This is a genomic window from Candidatus Nitrosacidococcus tergens (genome assembly GCF_902810445.1).
Lineage (GTDB): Bacteria > Pseudomonadota > Gammaproteobacteria > Nitrosococcales > Nitrosococcaceae > Nitrosacidococcus > Nitrosacidococcus tergens.
Genome location: NZ_LR778175.1, coordinates 382,078 through 401,594, shown reverse-complemented (window position 1 = coordinate 401,594; position 19,517 = coordinate 382,078). Strand labels below are relative to the sequence as shown.

The 19,517-nt window shown below is 36.6% G+C and carries 21 protein-coding genes; 1 reads left to right on the top strand and 20 read right to left on the bottom strand.

Annotated features, from left to right (window positions below):
* Nucleotides 1-11: 11 nt before the first annotated feature.
* The 14 genes from bamB to rpsB all read right to left on the bottom strand — a co-directional run bounded on the left by bamB (nucleotide 12) and on the right by rpsB (nucleotide 13,610).
* The gene (gene bamB / locus NSCAC_RS02050; protein WP_456298411.1) at nucleotides 12-1,205 is read right to left on the bottom strand and encodes an outer membrane protein assembly factor BamB; all 1,194 of its coding nucleotides are present in this window, start codon (nucleotides 1,203-1,205) and stop codon (nucleotides 12-14) included.
* Nucleotides 1,206-1,308: 103 nt separating this feature from the next.
* Nucleotides 1,309-1,959, bottom strand: a complete 651-nt coding sequence (locus NSCAC_RS02045; RefSeq protein WP_197744769.1) for a YfgM family protein — start codon at nucleotides 1,957-1,959, stop codon at nucleotides 1,309-1,311.
* An 18-nt stretch (nucleotides 1,960-1,977) separates the two neighbouring features.
* Nucleotides 1,978-2,748 (bottom strand): acyl-ACP--UDP-N-acetylglucosamine O-acyltransferase, encoded by a 771-nt coding sequence (gene lpxA, locus NSCAC_RS02040; protein ID WP_197744768.1) that lies wholly within the window; start codon nucleotides 2,746-2,748, stop codon nucleotides 1,978-1,980.
* Complete coding sequence (fabZ, locus tag NSCAC_RS02035; RefSeq protein WP_197744767.1) at nucleotides 2,748-3,194, bottom strand: 3-hydroxyacyl-ACP dehydratase FabZ; 447 nt, start codon at nucleotides 3,192-3,194, stop codon at nucleotides 2,748-2,750. The genes lpxA and fabZ overlap by 1 nt, the downstream gene beginning before the upstream one ends.
* A 197-nt stretch (nucleotides 3,195-3,391) precedes the next feature.
* A complete protein-coding gene (locus tag NSCAC_RS02030) occupies nucleotides 3,392-3,862 on the bottom strand; it encodes an OmpH/Skp family outer membrane protein (protein WP_232085962.1) in 471 nt (156 codons plus the stop codon).
* A 142-nt stretch (nucleotides 3,863-4,004) separates the two neighbouring features.
* Nucleotides 4,005-6,311 carry an outer membrane protein assembly factor BamA gene (gene bamA / locus NSCAC_RS02025; RefSeq protein ID WP_232085961.1) on the bottom strand — a complete coding sequence of 769 codons (2,307 nt, stop codon included), beginning with the start codon at nucleotides 6,309-6,311 and terminating at the stop codon, nucleotides 4,005-4,007.
* Nucleotides 6,312-6,464: 153 nt separating this feature from the next.
* Nucleotides 6,465-7,820, bottom strand: a complete 1,356-nt coding sequence (gene rseP, locus NSCAC_RS02020) for an RIP metalloprotease RseP (protein WP_197744765.1) — start codon at nucleotides 7,818-7,820, stop codon at nucleotides 6,465-6,467.
* On the bottom strand, nucleotides 7,821-8,996 hold the full coding sequence (gene ispC / locus NSCAC_RS02015; protein ID WP_197744764.1) for a 1-deoxy-D-xylulose-5-phosphate reductoisomerase: 1,176 nt from the start codon (nucleotides 8,994-8,996) through the stop codon (nucleotides 7,821-7,823).
* Nucleotides 8,983-9,762, bottom strand: coding sequence for a phosphatidate cytidylyltransferase (locus NSCAC_RS02010; RefSeq protein WP_232085960.1), 780 nt, complete (start codon nucleotides 9,760-9,762; stop codon nucleotides 8,983-8,985). Before NSCAC_RS02010 ends, ispC begins: the two co-directional genes overlap by 14 nt.
* A gap of 26 nt (nucleotides 9,763-9,788) precedes the next feature.
* Entirely contained in the window at nucleotides 9,789-10,550 is a 762-nt protein-coding gene (locus NSCAC_RS02005; protein WP_197744762.1) for an undecaprenyl pyrophosphate synthase, read from the bottom strand.
* Nucleotides 10,551-10,568: 18 nt separating this feature from the next.
* Nucleotides 10,569-11,126: a ribosome recycling factor gene (gene frr, locus NSCAC_RS02000; protein ID WP_197744761.1), complete on the bottom strand. Its 558-nt coding sequence runs from the start codon at nucleotides 11,124-11,126 to the stop codon at nucleotides 10,569-10,571.
* A 6-nt stretch (nucleotides 11,127-11,132) separates the two neighbouring features.
* Complete coding sequence (pyrH, locus tag NSCAC_RS01995) at nucleotides 11,133-11,861, bottom strand: UMP kinase (protein ID WP_197744760.1); 729 nt, start codon at nucleotides 11,859-11,861, stop codon at nucleotides 11,133-11,135.
* A gap of 6 nt (nucleotides 11,862-11,867) precedes the next feature.
* Nucleotides 11,868-12,752 (bottom strand): translation elongation factor Ts, encoded by an 885-nt coding sequence (tsf, locus tag NSCAC_RS01990; RefSeq protein ID WP_197744759.1) that lies wholly within the window; start codon nucleotides 12,750-12,752, stop codon nucleotides 11,868-11,870.
* 69 nt (nucleotides 12,753-12,821) lie between these two features.
* The gene (rpsB, locus tag NSCAC_RS01985; protein WP_197744758.1) at nucleotides 12,822-13,610 is read right to left on the bottom strand and encodes a 30S ribosomal protein S2; all 789 of its coding nucleotides are present in this window, start codon (nucleotides 13,608-13,610) and stop codon (nucleotides 12,822-12,824) included.
* Nucleotides 13,611-13,803: 193 nt separating this feature from the next.
* Between rpsB and map the strand changes: the two genes are divergently transcribed.
* Nucleotides 13,804-14,601 (top strand): type I methionyl aminopeptidase, encoded by a 798-nt coding sequence (gene map / locus NSCAC_RS01980; protein ID WP_456298410.1) that lies wholly within the window; start codon nucleotides 13,804-13,806, stop codon nucleotides 14,599-14,601.
* Between the two features lie 22 nt (nucleotides 14,602-14,623).
* Here the strand turns inward: map and thiL are convergent, their stop codons facing one another.
* The 6 genes from thiL to recO all read right to left on the bottom strand — a co-directional run bounded on the left by thiL (nucleotide 14,624) and on the right by recO (nucleotide 19,517).
* On the bottom strand, nucleotides 14,624-16,195 hold the full coding sequence (gene thiL / locus NSCAC_RS08790; protein ID WP_232085959.1) for a thiamine-phosphate kinase: 1,572 nt from the start codon (nucleotides 16,193-16,195) through the stop codon (nucleotides 14,624-14,626).
* Nucleotides 16,188-16,670, bottom strand: coding sequence for a 6,7-dimethyl-8-ribityllumazine synthase (ribH, locus tag NSCAC_RS01965; protein ID WP_197744756.1), 483 nt, complete (start codon nucleotides 16,668-16,670; stop codon nucleotides 16,188-16,190). The genes thiL and ribH overlap by 8 nt, the downstream gene beginning before the upstream one ends.
* 26 nt (nucleotides 16,671-16,696) lie before the next feature.
* Nucleotides 16,697-17,587: a cysteine synthase CysM gene (gene cysM / locus NSCAC_RS01960; protein ID WP_197744755.1), complete on the bottom strand. Its 891-nt coding sequence runs from the start codon at nucleotides 17,585-17,587 to the stop codon at nucleotides 16,697-16,699.
* Between the two features lie 66 nt (nucleotides 17,588-17,653).
* A complete protein-coding gene (gene acpS / locus NSCAC_RS01955) occupies nucleotides 17,654-17,923 on the bottom strand; it encodes a holo-ACP synthase (RefSeq protein WP_269474129.1) in 270 nt (89 codons plus the stop codon).
* A gap of 115 nt (nucleotides 17,924-18,038) precedes the next feature.
* A complete protein-coding gene (pdxJ, locus tag NSCAC_RS01950; RefSeq protein WP_197744754.1) occupies nucleotides 18,039-18,776 on the bottom strand; it encodes a pyridoxine 5'-phosphate synthase in 738 nt (245 codons plus the stop codon).
* Nucleotides 18,777-18,779: 3 nt separating this feature from the next.
* On the bottom strand, nucleotides 18,780-19,517 hold the full coding sequence (gene recO / locus NSCAC_RS01945) for a DNA repair protein RecO (RefSeq protein ID WP_197744753.1): 738 nt from the start codon (nucleotides 19,515-19,517) through the stop codon (nucleotides 18,780-18,782).

Sequence of the window (19,517 nt, the reverse complement as noted above, 5' to 3'; positions counted from 1 at the left end):
ATAAATAAGAGTTAATCTTCTATGATTTGTACTGCACTTAAAATTCCTTTTTCATTAGTCACATAAATTCTATTCTCTACAACTAAAGGAGCATTAATAATTCCTGCCTTTTTTACTCGTAATCGAGTAATGAAGTGACCATCGTCTTTTGACATCCAATGAAGATAGCCTTCATAATCCCCTACAACCACGTAGCCATCATAGCTGATGGGAGCAGTTAGCCTCCTCCTTAATAGTTTGGACTGCCGCCAAAGGGAGGCACCAGTACGACTATCTAGAGCCCAAACATAGTTGTCTATATCTGTCACATATAGATTGCTACCATCTATATTAATACCTGCATAGGAAGACATTTCTCGTGCCCATAAAACATCCCCATTAGTCAGCCATACTGCTGCTATTTTTCCATTATAAGTAACAGTATACGCATAACCCGCATATAATACTGGAGTAGCATTAATATCGGCGAGACGGTCAAGCTCAGTTCTACCTCGAGGAATCACAATACCTCTCTCCCATAATAGCTGACCATCATCTAAAGAAAGTGCGATCAGCTTTCCACCAGGTAAACCAATAATAACTTTATCATTATCGATAACAGGTACTGCTGTTCCTCGAAGGGTTAAAGAGGGTATACTATATTGGTAAACCCATAAACGTGATCCATCTTCCGCATTAAGCCCGTAAATTTGCCCATCTACTGCTCTGACTACTACTATTCCTTCCTTAATGCTCGGAGCTGAAAGTATTTCACTAGACACTGCCGTCTTCCAAAGGGTATTACCCTTTTCAGCATCTAATGCAACTACTTCAGCGTTTTCTGTACCTACTATAATTAGGTGTTCACCCCCTCCTGCAGCAGTAAGAGGTAAATTTAATTTAGTTTCCCATTGGCGTTTTCCAGAAATACCATCAAAAGCACTGACTTGACCACTGTAATCTACTGCAATAATTTGATCATCTATAATAAAGGGAGAAAGACGCAAGTAATGATTTTTAGTTCCTTTACCGATTCTTGTAGACCAAAGTATTTTGGTTTTTATTTTAGGAGTAAATTCTTCTAACTCCATAGGAGGATCGCTGTAATCCTTTTCCGGGAGATATTGACGAATTGCAGAGCAACCAGTCATAAAGCCTAGGAAAAGTAAGCTAAGAGCGAGTAGCTTTTTTTGGGAATAGTTTATATATAGAGATTCTAAAATCAAATAGGCGAGAATAAAGTTCAATTTAAGGGCTAAATACTATAAACTTATAGCAAGTAATAATGCGCTTTCACTTCAGAATGAAAAATTATAGATACTACCTTCTTTAAGATTGTTCTATATCTTTTAACTTTAGTTTAATTATCTGCTGGTGTTGTGTTTCTAGCTTTAGATTTTGTAATCCCTCTTGATAAGCTTCTTTAGCTTCTTTAATTTTTCCTAGTTTTAAATAAATATCACCACGAATTTCTTCAGCATAACTAGCTGTAAGATTTTTCGAGTTGATATTTTCTAGGGCATTTAATGCATTATCCAATTGGTTATCTGCTAGCAGTAATCTAGCAATTCGTAGATAAATAATTTCTCTAAATTCAGAATCCTTTTCTTTAGTGTGTTTTAACGCCCATTCTAAATGAGAGAGTGCAGTTTTTAAATCTCCTTGTTTCTCATCTTCCTTAGCCAGGATAAGTGCACTAAATAACCCATAAGGAGTATCACTATAACTTTCTTTAATTCGTCGTGCACTATTATAAATTTCAGCATCATTTTGCGGAGCTGCTACTGTATTAACGACTAATTGATAGAGGGTTGAAGCTTCAATAGATCTACTATATCTATGTATAATCCAGCTACGTGCAGCTAAAAAAGTAATTGAGCTTACTAGAATACCAATTAATATAATGCGGTAATTCTCTCGCCACCATTTTTTTATTACTTCGCTGTTTTCTTGATCTGATAGGCTAATATTTGAATCCATATCTATATCCTTCAATTCTTAACGAATAATGCTGCGATAGGGTTTTATCAGAAAATCTAAGAAAATTTGTACCTCTAGACTTTGTTCTGCAAGTTGTTTTATTTCTTGAATAGAATCTTCAAAACGAAGTCCTTGACGATAAAGCAGCCTATAAGCGTTACGTAAATTCCTTATTGTATCTTCTTGGAATGCAGCACGTCTTAATCCAATAAGATTAATTCCTACTGGTTTTGCCATATGACCGGCAACTAATACATAGGGAGGTACATCTTTATGCACAACACTTGCGATGGAACAAAAGCTATAAGTTCCAATACTGCAAAACTGAGAGACAAGAGCATATCCTCCTAGGGTTGCATAGTCCTCCACAATTACATGTCCAGCTAATGAAGCATTATTAGCAAAGGTAGTATAGTTTCCAATAAGGCAATCATGGGCGATGTGCGTATAAGCCATAATCCAGTTATTATTTCCAATACGTGTTACTCCGCCACCCTGTACAGTACCTCGATTAATGGTAGTATATTCTCTGATTATATTACCATTTCCAATTTCCAGTAGCGTCTCTTCACCATGATATTTTTTGTCTTGCGGTATATCTCCGATAGATGAAAATTGATATATCTTGTTTCCTTCCCCAATAGAGGTAGGACCTTGAATAACCACATGAGGTCCAATCCAAGTTTTAGCACCGATCCGTACCTTCTCTCCAATCACTGAATATGGACCAATCGTTACAGTTTCGTGTAGTTTAGCACTAGGATCAATAACTGCCTTTGGATCGATCACTAAGAAATTTCCTTATAGGAACACATAACATCTGCTGATGCTACTAATTTTCCATCTACAGTCACCTCACCTTCGAATTTCCATAAGCGGCGAATATTTCTAGTTAAAACTACTTTTAATAATATTTGATCCCCTGGCACTACAGGATGTTTAAATCGAGCATTATCTATACCTGCAAGGTAATAAATGGCATTACTCGTAGGCAGTGTTTCTGTAGTTTTAAAAGCGAGTATCCCAGTAGCTTGGGCCAGTGCTTCCAAGATTAATACTCCTGGCATAATAGGTAAATCGGGAAAGTGACCTTGAAAGTAGGGTTCATTGTAAGTAACGTTTTTAATAGCAAGTAAAGATCGCCCTGGAACATACTCTATGACCTTATCTATAAGAAGAAAAGGATATCTATGAGGTAGGTGTCTAAGTATGTCCTGTATATTTAATGTATCCAATGATAAAACCCTTATAGTTCAGTACTAGAATAAAATAGAGTCTAAAAAGATCGAAAATGAGTAGTTTTTAAATTAGATCTCGTAAGTCTCAATAAACTACTTATTTAGTAATAAATAGTGTCTATGCAGCGACGTAAAATGTAAATCGAGCTTAATAATATTTCTATTTGGCAAGTACTCTAGCAATTGAAAAGCTATTATTTCTTAAATTGTGCTTTCATAAGCTTTAGTACATCATCAGTAATATCTACTGCAGGGCTGGTATAAATTACACCTTCATAAAGTACAAGATCGTATTTATTTTTTTTAGCCAGATCTACGACGGCTTTTGCAATATCTTCCTGTAGCTTTCTGAATTCCTCATTACGACGAATATTGTAATCCTCTTCAAAAGTATCTTGGCTACGCTTAAGATCTCGAGTTTTATCCATTACTTCTCGTTTGAGCTTTTCTCTATCAGATTCGCTCATAATAGCAGCATCCCGATTATATTTTTCCTCTAGCTTTTGAGTTTCTCGCTGTTGAGCAACAAGCTGTCTATTGCGTGCTTCAAATTCCTTTTTTAATCTGCCTAAAGCAGCTTCTTTTTGTGGTGCTTCATCTAATAATTTAACTGCATTAACCGCACCTATTTTCATTTCAGCAGAAACTGAAATGCTACTTGCCATGAGGAAAATACTTATAAGTATCCTCATGTTAAATAGCTTAGATTTTATCATGAACACACTCCATACTATTCTAGTAAAAAGTTAACAGAAAAAATGAGATCATTATACTTTAATAGAGTTAGAAAAAGTATGATAGGGCATTTTAGAATTGAGTTCCCATAGAAAATTGAAATACTTGAGGAAAATCCCCAGGTTGAGTACGCAGCGCTTTAGCAAGGCTGAATCTTAGTGTACCAAAAGGAGAGAGCCACGTTGCAGCAACTCCTGCAGAGTAGCGTAATGTGCTTAGGTTTACAGCCTGTCCTTGTGCATATACATTGCCTGTATCAGCAAATACACTCATTCGCAAAGATTTACCAAGTTTATTCTCATCAAGAAATGGCACTGGGAAAAATACCTCAGCGTTTCCAATAAGTTGAAAATTTCCTCCTAAAGCAAGCCCATCACTTGTTTTAGGACCAAGTGTATTAGGTCTAAATCCACGCACACTATTAATACCACCTGCGTAAAAATTTTCAAAAAATGGATATATATGAGTCCCTCCATAAACACCTCCATATGCAATATCTGCTCTAAGCATTAAAGTAATTGGTTTAGTTTTAGATAAAGGTTGATACCAACTCTGTTTATAGCCAAATTCATAAAAATGTAAACTACCAATAGGTACTGCAACCTTACCAAAAACGTTTTGATACCCTCCTCGAGTAGGGAAAATAGCATTATCTCTTCCATCATGAGCCCAACCAAAATTCACACTAAAAATATCAAAACGACTACCTTCACTTTGAACAAATTGCTCATATTGAGTAGGGGATGTATCAGTGAGACTAAGCTTTACATTTTGATAACCTGCACCTAAATTAATACTATCTAATTCATTAATAGGAATCGTAAAAGTTAGATCTGCTCCATAGTTTTTACTAGTATAGCTAGCTATATTGCCAAATAATGGGTTAGTAGAGCGATAGTAAGCATTGAATCCCCGACTAATACCATCTTCAGTAAAATAAGGATTAGTGTAGCCAAAGCTATAAATAGTATTTATATAACTATTATTAAACCCTAAGTTGACATATTTACCACTACCTAAGAAGTTTTGCTGAGCAATACTCGTATTAAAAATTAATCCTTGAGACTGGGAATAGCCTATACCTGCTGAAAGAGATCCAGAAGGATGTTCCTCTACACTAAAATTTACATCTACTTGATCTGTTGTTCCTGGTACCGGGACTGTCTCTACATTTACATCTTTAAAATAACCTAAACGTTGAACGCGCTCTTTAGAGCGATGTATAAGTTCTGTGGAAATCCACCCTCCCTCTTGTTGCCGTATCTCACGACGTACTACCTCATCACGGGTTTTAGTGTTTCCTGAAATATTCACTCTACGCACATAAGCTCGCTTACCGGGATCAATAAAGAAAGTGAGTGTTACTATTTTTTTCTCTTCATCAATTTCTGGCATTGCATTTACATTCGCAAACGCATATCCTTCATCTCCTAATAAATCTGTAATATTAGTAGTACTTTCTGACACTGCTTTACGAGAAAAAATATCTCCTGAAGCTACAGTTAAGATTTTAAATAATTCTTCAGGAGGAAATATAAATTTCCCTGCTAATTTTACCTCACCGATTTGATACTGATTTCCTTCTGTAACATTAACTACGATAAATACCCTTTTTTTATCAGGCGTAATGGAAACTTGAGTGGAATTAATAGTGAAGTTAACATAACCCCGATCCAAATAATAGGATCGAATAGTTTCTAGATCAGCAGCAAGTTTTTGGCGAGAGTATTGATCATTATGGGTAAGAAAAGAGAGTTTATTTGATTTCTTAAGTTCTAAGGTTCTAAGTAATGTTTTTTCCTTAAAAGCGTGATTGCCCACAATATTAATACCACCAATTTTAGCTATAGCCCCTTCTTTAACATCGATAGTAATGCCTACTCGATTACGAGTCAGTGGAGTTACAGTAGTTTTAATTTTTACTCCATATTTTCCTCGACTAAAGTATTGTCGCTGAAGTTCTAATTCTACTTTCTCTAAAATAGAGCGATCAAAAACCTGCCCTTCAGCAAATCCTATTTGTTGAAGAGCTTTAGTTAGTTGATCTCCTTTAATCTCTTTATTTCCTGTAAATTTAATACTTGCAATTCCAGGACGTTCAGTAACAATAATTACTAGAATGCTACCTTCACGTTCAACTTGAATATCTTTAAAAAACCTAGTTTTAAAAAGCTCATGAATAATATTTTTTACTTTTTGGCTATCTACAGTATCTCCTGCTTTAGCGGGAAGATAGTTAAAGACAGTGCCTGCTGAAATTTGTCGTAATCCTTCAACCCGAATATCTTTAATAGTAAATGGCTGGAACTCTGCAAATACAGCAGTAGCAAAAATTAAGCTTATAATAGCAATCTGAATTTGTGCTTTTATAAACTTCAAAATTTATCCCATTTATTTTTAATGTAACACCCATACAGGATTATCTTTTTGGGGATATAACAAACTATTATTTTATAGAGATTTCCTTAGAAGGAGATAGTTAGAAGAATAGTGATAATGATTCTGGTTATTAGTTATTTTAATAATTAATAACTAAGAAAATAACCGTGCTACATCGTTATAAAAAGCTAATCCCATTAAAACAACTAGAAATATTATGCCTATCTGTTGTCCTGTGATTTGTGCACTCTCCGATAGTGGTACTCCACCACGGATAAACTCTATACAGTTATAGAATAAATGCCCCCCATCTAATACAGGTATGGGCAATAAATTTAACACGGCAAGACTGATACTTACTAAAGCAAGAAAGTTTAAAAACGAGGTAAATCCAATTTGAACACTATATCCAGCATACCTTGCAATAGTAATAGGGCCACTAATAGATTTAGTAGATGTTTTTCCCAGAAGCATTTTGCCAAACATCATTGCAGTCATAGCCCCAATTTCCCAAGTTTTTTCTAGTGATTGAGGTATCGCTTCTAAAGGATTATATTTTAAAGTTGCCTGTAGCTCTTCTGGTAATTTACCCAATGGTTTAGGTGCCACACCAATATGGCCTATAACCTCTCCTTGTTCTTCTACAGATTTAGGTTCTAAACCTAGTACTATGTGCTCTCCCTTACGATCAATCTCAACATTAAAAATAGTATTAGGGTGATTACGTATAAATTGAACCCACTCACTCCAAGAGTGAATAGGATCTCCATTGGCTTGCAGAATATAATCTTCAGGCTGAAACCCTGCTTTAGCTGCAGGTTCATCAGGGAATACTTTTCCAATAATAGGTGGGATAGATGGAATTTTAGGGATTATCCCTAATTCATTAAGTATATTCTCAGCTTTTTCTGGATCTGATGAAATTTGATTAAGTGGCAGATTTAATTCATGTACTCCATTTAATCCAGAAAGAGTAATAGGAATTTCAGATCTATGCTGAGAGGCAATAAGTAGTGCATGGGCTACTATATCCCAAGTAGGGGTTAACTTTTTTCCTATAGCAATTATTTCCTCATTCATCTGAATTCCAGCTTTTTCAGCAGGCGTATTAGTAGAGATATGTCCAATAATCGGTTTTATACCCGAAGTACCTAAAATAAAAACGAACCAATAAGCTACTATTGCAAATAGTATATTAGCTACAGGACCAGCAACTATAATCCCATTTCTTATACTTAAGCTTTGACGATTAAAGGCACGAGAAAGTTCCTTTTGCTGTACTTCTCCTTCACGCTCATCAAGCATTTTGACATAGCCACCCAATGGTATTGCACCTAGTACATATTCAGTTCCATCTGATCCGTATCGCCGCCATAGTGGATAGCCAAACCCTATAGAAAATCGAATGACTTTAACTCCTGAACGCCGAGCAATCCAAAAATGCCCATATTCATGAACAGTAACCAGCACTCCAATTGCAATGATGAAGGCAACAATACTAATTAGCATTTATTTCCACCGATAAATTTGTTCTTCAACTGCCTGACGCGTTAATGTATCACCTTTTAAAATAGTATCAATTGATTCAGCTGTTGTAGAGGTTATTTCCCCTAATGCCCATTCGATTAAGCGAGGAATATAGGTAAATGGAATACGATGCTCGAGAAATGCTTGTACTGCAACTTCATTGGCTGCGTTTAAAATTGTGCTACAAGTTCCCCCCTTTTTAAGGGCTGTATAAGCAAGATCTAGGCAAGGAAACTGCTTAAAATCTGGGGGATAAAAAGTAAGTTGACCTATTTTAAATAGGTCCAAAGGCATTACTCCTGATGCCATACGATTTGGCCAAGCTAGCCCATTAGCAATAGGGGTTCTCATATCTGGATTGCCTAGTTGGGCTAAAACAGATCCATCAATATAATCTACCATAGAGTGAATCACACTTTCAGGATGAATAACCACTTCAATTTGTTCAGCAGTAGCACCAAATAACCAGTGGGCTTCAATAATTTCTAATCCTTTATTCATCATAGATGCTGAGTCTACTGAAATTTTACGCCCCATATCCCAATTAGGATGAGCACAAGCCTCATCTGGAGTGACAGTCTCTAAATCTGAGAGTTTTTTGTTTCTAAATGGGCCTCCAGATGCAGTAAGCAGGATACGGCGAATCCCTTTTTGCTTCATAGAACCATTCCCTTGAGGCATACACTGCCAAATAGCATTATGCTCGCTGTCAATAGGAATTAATTCAGCACCATTTTCTTCAATGGCACTTATAAAGAGTTGGCCACTCATTACAAGAGATTCTTTATTTGCAAGTAATACCCTCTTTCCAGCCCGAGCTGCAGCTAAAGTAGGTAATAATCCCGCAGCACCTACAATAGCAGCCATAACATAATGAGTTCTAGATGAGGATGCAATTTCTTCTAATTTATGACTACCCGCTTCTACTTCTATTTCTGGAGCTATTTTGGTCAATTGTCGATGCAATTGCTCAGCTGCATCAGGGTTTGCCATAACTGCTTTTGTAGGGCGGAATTTTAGACACTGCTGATAAAGCTTTTCAACAGAATTATTAGCAGAGAGTGCCTCAATTCGATAGCGATCAGGATAGCGAGCAAGTACGTCAAGTGTACTTATACCAATAGATCCTGTTGATCCTAGGATGCTAACTCCAATCATTTAACCGCTCCAATAATAAAAAGCCAAAAGTAAATATAGGTGCCGCTGAGGTTAAGCTATCAATCCTATCTAGAATACCTCCATGACCAGGTAATAGATTACTGCTATCTTTAACTGCACCTATTCGTTTAAAGAGACTCTCTAATAGATCGCCTACGATAGAAAACAGTACTGTAGTTAATCCAAGTACTAGAAAAAACCACCATTTTTTCCCAGAAAAATCAAAAAACTGAGTACTTATCACTAAATATAAACTACATATTACTAGTGCCCCATAGACTCCTTCCCATGTTTTTCCAGGACTAAGCATTGGCGCTAATTTAGTATGTCCAAATCTTCTGCCTGCTATATATGCTCCACTATCGGCTAGCCATATAAGCATAAAAAGAAATAATACTATACTTGGACCGATGGTGGGTAAGGAGTGAAGATATATTATGGCTCGCCAAGCAGGAATAAGTATTAATAACCCAATAATAAACCCCCATACCTTAGATATGGGAAAAGAAATACTTTTCTCTTGAAAAGGTTTTATAAATAGAAGTAAACAAAAACTCCACCAAATATTACTAACTAATAATATCCACTGCAGCGGTGTAATCCAGCTTATAAAAAGAGAGCATAAGATAAGTGAAATATATAGATACCGGTTTTTTGTTTTACAAATCCTAATTAACCCGCTCCACTCCCAAGCACTCATCATAACGATGATAGCAAATACTAAAGCAAGTGTTTGGGTAGAGAGGAAATATATAGCCCCTATCATTAAGGGTATTAATAAGACAGCGGTTATTACTCTTTGCTTAAGCACGTTGGTTCAGATTCCATTTGTTTTGATGTTTGACCAAATCGGCGCTCTCGCTTAGAAAAATTATCAATTGCTAATACCAAATCAGATTCATTAAAATCTGGCCATAGGGTATCAGTAAAATAAAACTCAGTATAAGCTAGCTGCCAGAGTAAAAAATTGCTGATTCGTTTTTCTCCTCCTGTGCGGATAAATAAATCTGGTTCTGGAAATTGCTCCGTAGTCAAATATTTAGAAAAAAATTCAGGAGTGATTATATCAGGTGAAATTAGATTAGTTTTCACGCTTATTGCGATTTTTTTTGCCGCTTGAGTAATATCCCAGCGACCTCCGTAATTTGCAGCTATTATTAAATTGATTTTTTGATTATTTGCGGTAAGTATTTCTGCACGATTAATTTCTTCTTGTAGGGGTTTAGAAAATTTACTGCGATCCCCAATAGCTCGAAAGCAAATACCTTGTTTCTGAAACTGATTTATTTTACTTGCAAGTACCGTTTTGAATAACCCCATCAGCACATCAACCTCTTGTGAAGGGCGGCGCCAGTTTTCGCTACTAAATGCAAAAAGAGTGAGTGTTTTTACACCTATTCTAGTACAAGCACGAATAACTTTCTCAGCAGCGTCAACACCTACTTTATGACCATAAAACCTAGGTTGTTTTCGGCTCTCTGCCCAACGCCCATTACCATCCATAATGATGGCAATATGGTGAGGCACTTTAGCGAGTTCTTTTTGATTCTCCATCCCACAAAAAATAATGGGCTAGACTTCCATAAGATCTCGCTCTTTTATAACCAGAAGTTGCTCTACTTCATTAATATACTTATCAGTAATTTTTTGAATGATTTCTTCAGCGTGTCGCTGATCATCTTCGCTGATTTCTTTCTCTTTAACTAATTCTTTAATTGTATGATTACTATCACGCCTAATGTTACGTATTGCAACTCGAGCTGCTTCTGCCTCTTGCTTTACAATACGCACCATATCTCTTCTTCTCTCTTCAGTTAGGGGAGGTAAAGGTATTCTAATCACTGCACCAGAAGTTACTGGATTAAGCCCAAGATCAGAGATCATAATTGCTTTTTCAATTGCAGGAACCATTTGTTTTTCCCATGGAGATACGGAAAGAGTCCTTGAATCCTGAACAGAAATATTAGCTACTTGATTAAGTGGTGTATCTGCTCCATAGTATGAAACCATAATATGATCTAGTAGACCTGCATGTGCTCGATTAGCACGTAGTTTAGAAAAAGTAAGCTTTAGTGTGTCGATACTTTTAACCATTCGATCAGTGGTATCTTTACAAACTTCATTAATCATAATTACTTACTCACTAGTAACTAGGGTTCCTATATTTTCTCCTTGGGTGATGCGAAGTAAATCACCTGTCTTATGAAAATCAAAGACTCGTATTGGTAAGGTATGATCACGACACATAATAATAGCAGTAGCATCCATTACACCTAGTTTATGCTCAATAACTTGATCATAAGTTAGTTGAGGAAAAAACCTTGCAGTAGGATTTGTAAATGGATCTGAGGAATAAATACCATTTACCTTTGTTGCTTTAACTAACAGTTCTGCTTCAATCTCAATAGCTCTAAGACTAGCAGCGGTATCCGTCGTAAAAAAAGGGTTACCTGTACCTGCTGCAAAAATCACAATTCGCCCTTTTTCTAAATGCCGTACTGCCCGACGACGAATATAATCTTCACATACTTGATTAATACGGATTGCAGACATTACTCGAGAGGCTATATTTAGCTGATCGAGAGAATTTTGCAGAGCAAGCGCATTCATGACGGTAGCTAACATCCCCATATGATCAGCAGTGACTCGATCAATGCCTGCTGTAGCCAAACCTACGCCACGAAAGATATTACCTCCACCAATGACCAGCCCAATTTCAATATTTGCCTTATTTAGTGTAGATAGTTCTTGAGCAATTTCTTGAATAACTCTAGAATCAATACCATGTTCTCCCTTTCCTACCAGAGCCTCACCGCTGAGCTTAAGTAAAATACGTCGATATTTTGGTCTTTTATCTAGAGTCATAGTAATTTACCCCCCCTGAGCTTGCGCCCTCACTTCTTCGGCAAAATCACATACTTTCTTTTCAACTCCTTCACCTACCTCAAGACGTATAAATTGTAGAACATTTGCTTGAGCGTTTTTAAGCAGCTTTCCAACTTTGATATCAGGATCCTTGATAAAGGATTGGCCTAATAAAGTTACTTCATTTAAAAATTTCTGTAACCGTCCTTCAACCATTTTCTCAATAATTTCAGGAGATTTATTACTCCCTTCTGATTGAGCAAGGATAATTTCCCGCTCTTTATCTAATATTTCCGTAGAAATATCCTCTTTACTGATTGCTTGAGGTTTACTTGCAGCAATATGCATTGCTATATCTTTTGCAAGATTACTATTGCCTCCTTCCATTGCAACAATTACACCTATTCGATTACCATGGGCATAGTATCCCACTGATCCATTTTTTGATTCAACAGCTGAAAAACGGCGTATATTAATATTTTCACCAATCTTTGCAATTAAATTTTGACGTACTTCATCAATGCTTTGGTTGTTTTCTTCTAAGGGCATTGAAAGTAATTCATCTAAGGTCTTAGGATTAGAAGCTAAAACTCTCCGTGCTGTTTTCGCTGCAAACTGACAGAAATCATCATTTTTAGCGACGAAATCAGTCTCAGAATTTACTTCTATGATTACCGCTTTATGATTATCACTACTGACCTCTATTGTGATAATACCCTCAGCAGCTATTCTGCCTGACTTTTTATCTGCCTTAGCTAGTCCTTGTTTTCGCATCCACTCAATGGCAGCGTCAATATCACCGTGGGCTTCTATTAAGGCTTTTTTACATTCCATCATACCAGCCCCAGTTCGTTCACGTAGTTCTTTAACTTGTGTTGCTGTAACCGCCATATAGTTCTACTCTCTCTTAAAACACTTACAATCAGTAACTTTAGGTAAAATATCTAAAATAGATATTATCTATAATGCCGTACCATTATCTTTATCTTCTATAAATGATTCTTCCTCATTGAAGTCATTCAACTCTACAAATTCATCCTTACTCTCATTTACACTATGAGTCAGCGATGCAGTACGTCCATCTATAATAGCATCAGCAACGCCTTGGGCATAAAGACGAATTGCCCTGATTGCATCATCATTACCCGGAATAATGTAGTCTATATTTTTAGGATCATTGTTAGTATCTACTACTGCAATAACAGGAATCCCTAGCTTAGTAGCTTCATTCACTGCAATACGTTCATGACCCACATCTATCACAAATAAAGCATCAGGAAGACGATTCATATTTTTAATTCCGCCCAAACTGCGCTCTAGCTTATCCCTATTTCTATGTCTCATTAACACTTCTTTTTTCTTAAGGCGATCTAAACTGCCATCATTAATCATAGCTTCTAAGTCATTAAGACGCTTTATTGATTGTCGAACTGTACGAAAATTAGTAAGCATACCGCCAAGCCATCGACGATTTATATAAGGCATACGGCACCGCTGAGCTTCTTCTTGTATAACCTCTTGAGCTGCACGTTTAGTACCTACAAAAAGAATAGTACCTCTATTTGAGGCAAGCTGCCCTAGAAAATTCGTAGCTTCAATATAAAGAGGTAATGTTACCTCTAAGTTAATAATATAAATATTATTGCGTTTTCCAAAAATGTAGGGGGCCATTTTTGGGTTCCAATAGCGAGATTGGTGCCCAAAATGTACACCAGCCTCTAGCATTTGTCGCATTGTTACATTTGACATAGTTTTATTCCTCTATAAAATTGGGTTATTCTTCCGTATATCCCATACACTGACTTCTAAGAAGCACCCTAGTGATATGTGCCGATATACGTGTAATTTTAGTTTGTGATAAAAGCCTGCATTTTATACTATAAAAAAATATTATGCAGCTTTTATTAGCTATCAAAATTATTTCCTTTGCAAGGAATAATCAATACAAGGAAAATCAGCATATTCTATGCCTATGCCAGTCACTATTAAAACTCCAGAGGAGATTGAAAAAATGCGAATTGCCGGTCACCTCGCTGCCGATGTATTATACATGATTCGCCCTTATATCGTACCAGGAATTACTACTGAAGAATTAAATAACATCTGCCATGAGTATATAACTAATACGCAACAAGCGATTCCAGCTCCTCTAAACTATCATGGATTTCCAAGGTCAATTTGTACTTCAGTAAATTATGTTGTGTGCCACGGTATTCCCAATAAAAAGCAACTAAAAAAAGGGGATATTATTAATGTTGATGTCACCGTTATTAAAGATGGTTACCACGGTGATACAAGTAAAATGTTTTTTGTAGGTGAACCTAGCACCATTGCTAAGCGGATTACACAAATAAGCTATGAATGTATGTGCATTGGTATAGAAATGATAAAGCCGGGTGTTTATTTAGGAGATATTGGATATGCAATTCAAACCCATGCGGAAAATAATAACTACTCTATCGTAAGAGAGTTTTGCGGGCATGGAATTGGTCGATTTTTTCATGAGGATCCTCAAGTACTTCATTATGGCACCCCTGGTACTCAACTTAGATTAGAAGAAGGAATGATATTTACCATAGAACCTATGGTAAATGTAGGTAAACGTCATGTAAAAATACTATCAGATAATTGGACAGTAGTGACAAAAGATCACAGCCTTTCTGCCCAATGGGAGCATACTGTTTTAGTAACTAGAGATGGATTTGAAGTGCTTACAATAAGGCCTGGAGATAATTATTGAAATATAATAAATGCTCTTTTTATTAAAAATGTTGATAACCCTTAGATTTAGGGGAGAAAAGAGTGCCGTCACTTCTACAGCAATGCAACCCTTGATTCTCCTCAATAACACCAATGAAAGTACATGGGCAATCAAATTCTGATAACACAGACTCTATAGGTGCATGATCAGGGGCAATAATACAAAGCTCATAATCATCGCCAGCAGTAAGTGCTATCGTAAGTGCTTCATCATTCCCTACGGTGGTTTTGATAAAATCAGAAATAGGAATAGAATCCACATTGATCGTTGCTCCAACTTTACTTGCAATTAAAATATGTTCCAAATCTGCGATAAGACCATCTGAAATATCTATCGCAGCATGAGCTAGCGACCGTAAAGTAAGCGCCTCTAAAACTCTAGGTTGTGGCCAATCTAAAGAGCGATTAATGTAAGATAGTACTTCTTGGGTAGGTACTACCTTACCTAACCTAGCCTGTAGTGCAAGCCCTGCATTGCCTAAAGTACCAGTTATATAAACTTTATCTCCTACTTGAGCTTTATCTCGTCTTAATGCTTTTCCTTTAGGAACAAACCCGTGGAGCTGTAAGGTAATTGTTAAAATTTCTCCTCGAGTAGTATCTCCCCCAATAAGCTGCACTTTATATTTTTCCAAAAGATTATTTATTCCCTGAGAAAATTGAGTAAGCCATTTAGTATTAAGGGTAGGTATCGTTAGTGCTAAAGTAGCCCAAGCAGGCGTTGCCCCCATTGCTGCTAAATCACTTAATCCTACAGCGAGTGCTTTATGGCCTAATGCTTCAGGGTGAGTATTCTTAGTAAAGTGTACACCTTCTATTAAGGTATCTATCGTTAATGCTAGCTCATAATTTTCTGGTACAGTAACTAAAGCACAATCATCTCCGATACCAAGTGTTACATCTCTGCGAAAATAGATATTACGAGTAAAAAATTGTTTTATTATAGAAAATTCATCTAAGGAATCTTGATTAGGTGTAATGTAAGAATCTTTTTCCTTATTGTGAGGCATTCTTTGAAACTTTGGTGGAGTTGGTAGGGGGGAAGTATTAGGAGCTAACTTTTCTGTACTCTCTTGTGTATATGGAGTAATATCAGAATTATTCTGATTTACTAATAATATTTCATTTTTGCTTTGTTGATTTTTTTGCTTTTCAGCTAAATTTTGTTGGTGAGCTACTTTGTCTAAGACCGCATTAATATAACGGTGGCTTTTTTCTGCACCCAATATTTTTGCTAATTCAGTAGCTTCATTTAGCACTACTCGATAAGGAGTATCAGTACAAAAAAGTAATTCAAAAATTCCTACCCTTAAAATAGCATATTCAATAGGATCAAGATCATTAATAGATCGATCTAAAAAAGGCTTCATTTGCTCATCTAATCGATTTTTATTTTGGAGTACTCCTTTAAGAATTTTTTCTCCATAATTTTTGTCAATGCCGCCTTGAGGTTTATTCTGATCAAGAATAAAATCCGACAATTCAATTTCACTCAAATTAATGTCTTGCTCAGTAAGATGCCATTGATAGAGACTTTGTACTGCAGAAATTCGAGCATTTGTTCTTTTAAGCATTGTTTAGTTGCCGTAATACCCTTACCATTTCAATAGTAGAAATCGTTGCATCTGCACCTTTATTCCCAACTTTAGTCCCTGCCCTCTCAATGGCTTGTTCAATAGTATCCACTGTCAATACACCAAACCCTATTGGTAAGCTATACTGCAATGATAATTTGCTTATTCCTTTGCTACATTCCCCTGCTACGTAATCAAAGTGGGGAGTAGAGCCTCTAATAACTACCCCTAAAGCAACGATTGCATCAAATACTCCTTGTTTAGCCAATGCTTGTACTCCTAATGGAAGTTCAAATGCTCCAGGAACTCTAACTATCGTAATATTCTGAGGATTGCCTCCATGGCGAAGTAAGGTGTCAATAGCACTGTCAAGCAAACTTGACACAATAAATTCATTAAACTGTGCTGCAACAATACCTACCCTTAGCCCTTCTGCTGAGTAACTACCCACAATCGTTTTTATAGCGTCTTTCATAGATATATAATTTACCGAAGAGTTTTCTAGGAAAAAATAGGCGTGGAAAGATAGCGATCCCCTCGATCGCAAACTACAGTCACAATAGTACCATTGTGTATCGTTTTAGCTAAACGTAGTGCCGCTGCAACAGCACCTCCTGAAGAGATTCCAGCAAATATTCCTTCTTGGTTAGCAAGGTGTCGAGTAGTTTCTTCTGCTTCTTGTTGAGATATATCAATAATTTCGTTAACTGCGGTGGGGTTGTAAATTCTAGGCAAATAAGCTTCTGGCCAGCGGCGAATCCCAGGAATACTCGCTCCTTCTATTGGCTGAACTCCAATAATTCTAATTGCTGAATTTTTTTCCTTTAAAAAGCGAGAAACACCCATAATCGTTCCTGTAGTGCCCATAGCACTTACAAAATGAGTAATTTTCCCTCTCGTAGCATCCCAAATTTCAGGACCTGTGCTATAATAATGTGCATTCGGGTTATCTTCATTAGAAAACTGATCTAATAATTTTCCTTTTCCTTCTGCTTGCATTTTTAATGCAAGATCCCTAGCTCCTTCCATACCTTCTTGTTGAGATACTAGAATAATTTCAGCCCCAAAAGCTTTCATGATTGATCGACGCTCCATACTCATATTTTCTGGCATGATGAGAATCATCTTATAACCCTTTATCGCTGCAGCCATTGCAAGAGCTATTCCAGTATTCCCGCTAGTAGCTTCAATTAAAGTATCCCCACCCTTAATTTCCCCTCTTTTTTTTGCTTGCTGGATCATATTCATTGCTGGGCGATCTTTAACTGATCCAGCAGGATTATTACCCTCTAGTTTTAGCAAAATAGTGTTGTTATTAGTGCCCTCAAATAGCCTTTGTAATTTTACTAAAGGGGTATGACCAATAAAGTGATCTATAGAAGGGTAGTGCATAAAACTATTTCCTTTGGATTTATAGGAGGGATTTTAGCTTATTAAGCTAGTAATCCTAAAAACGATTTACTTATTGTTAGCACATAAAATAACGAATGCAACTGCATAGTCCTTTTCATCCGAAAGGGTAAGAAATGATTCTGTAATCCTTAGGGCATAGGCTAGCTCTGCTGCTTTTTTTTTCCATGCCAATAGAGGTTGACCTAGCTCTGTATGATTTATCTCGATATGGGATAAATATAGATTATTTCTAAAACCAGTACCTAGTGCTTTTACTGCCGCTTCTTTAGCTGCAAACCGTTTAGCAAGAAAACGAGCATACTCTTTTTTTTTAATAAAAACTCTTTATATTCACTTTCGGTTAAAATTCGTTGTGCAAAACGATTCCCATAGCATTCTAGAAGAGATTGAATGCGAGAGATTTGTATAATATCAGTGCCAATACCAATAATCATAAGCGTGCTGCTCTCATTAGCATTTTCATTTCACTAACAGCATTTTTCATTCCGACAAACAGTGCTTTACTAATGATGGCATGACCAATATTCAGTTCCATGACACTAGGAATTGCTGCAATGGATGTAACATTATGATAATTTAACCCATGACCTGCATTCACCTGTAGACCTAGTTCTAATCCTCTAGTGATCGCTCGAGTAATTTTTAAAAATTCCTGTTGACGGTTTTCCTCTCCTTTGGCATCTGCAAAATGCCCAGTATGAATTTCAATGACAGGCGCTTTAGCTTGAGCTGCTGCTTCAATTTGCCTAAAATCAGGATCAATAAATAAAGAGACTTTAATTCCAGACTCTTTCAAACGAGCACAGGCTTCAGTGACTCGAGATAATTGACTTATCACATCTAATCCACCTTCAGTGGTAAGTTCTTCTCTCCTTTCAGGAACGAGACAACAATCCTCAGGGCGATATTGTTCGGCAATCGTTAACATCTCATCTGTGATTGCCATCTCTAAATTCATTTTGGTAAGTAGGATATTTTTCAGTAAGGCTACATCTCGCTCTTGGATATGACGGCGATCCTCTCGTAAATGTAGCGTAATACTATCCGCACCCGCCTGCTCTGCTTCAATTGCTCCTTGTATTGGATCAGGGTATTTTGTTCCTCTTGCTTGGCGTAGGGTCGCAATATGATCAATATTAACACCTAAAAAAATAGAATGAGTACTCATAGACTACTGTTCTATTGTTTGTTCATGGGTTAATTGTCTTAACGCAATCAACATGGTTCGACTTCTTAGAGGTTTATCTCCCAAATAAGGAGAGAGTAGCCATCGTAACAAATGCTTTGTTTCCCATAAACTTTGTGAGTCAGTTAGCTTCCCATAAGCTAGAGAAAGCAAAGTTTGTCCTTTTAATTTCATTCCATTTCCACTACTGCTCGGTTTAAACTTACTCGGCCCTTTTTCTATCTGATAACTATACCATTGATCTGCTTCAATAGGTTGATGAGTGCCTATTTCATATTCTAATGGGGGAGCATATCCTAAATGAATAAGTAAATCTCGTTCAAATAATCGTAATATTGGCTGGTATTGCTCAGAACATGCAAGTTGTAGTAAAGAGCGTGCATAAATTGAAAATAAGGTTTTAAAAGAATCTTGATGAGATAGCAAGCGAAGCAATAATTCATTAAGGTAAAAACCACATATGAGTGGTTCTCCTACTAAATGAATACTGCTACCACTAGCTTCTACTCCAGTTAGTGTAACTAAATTACTTCGCCCTACCCAAGATATTAATAATGGTTGAAAAGGCTGTAGTAATCCTATTACTTTAGAGCTTTTTCTCTTTATTCCCTTAGCAATAAGGCTTACTCGCCCGTAATCTTCAGTAAAAACTTCAATTAAGGCACTTGTTTCTCGATAAGGATGCTGATGAAGCACATAAGCAGGCTGTAGCGTAACTTTCAT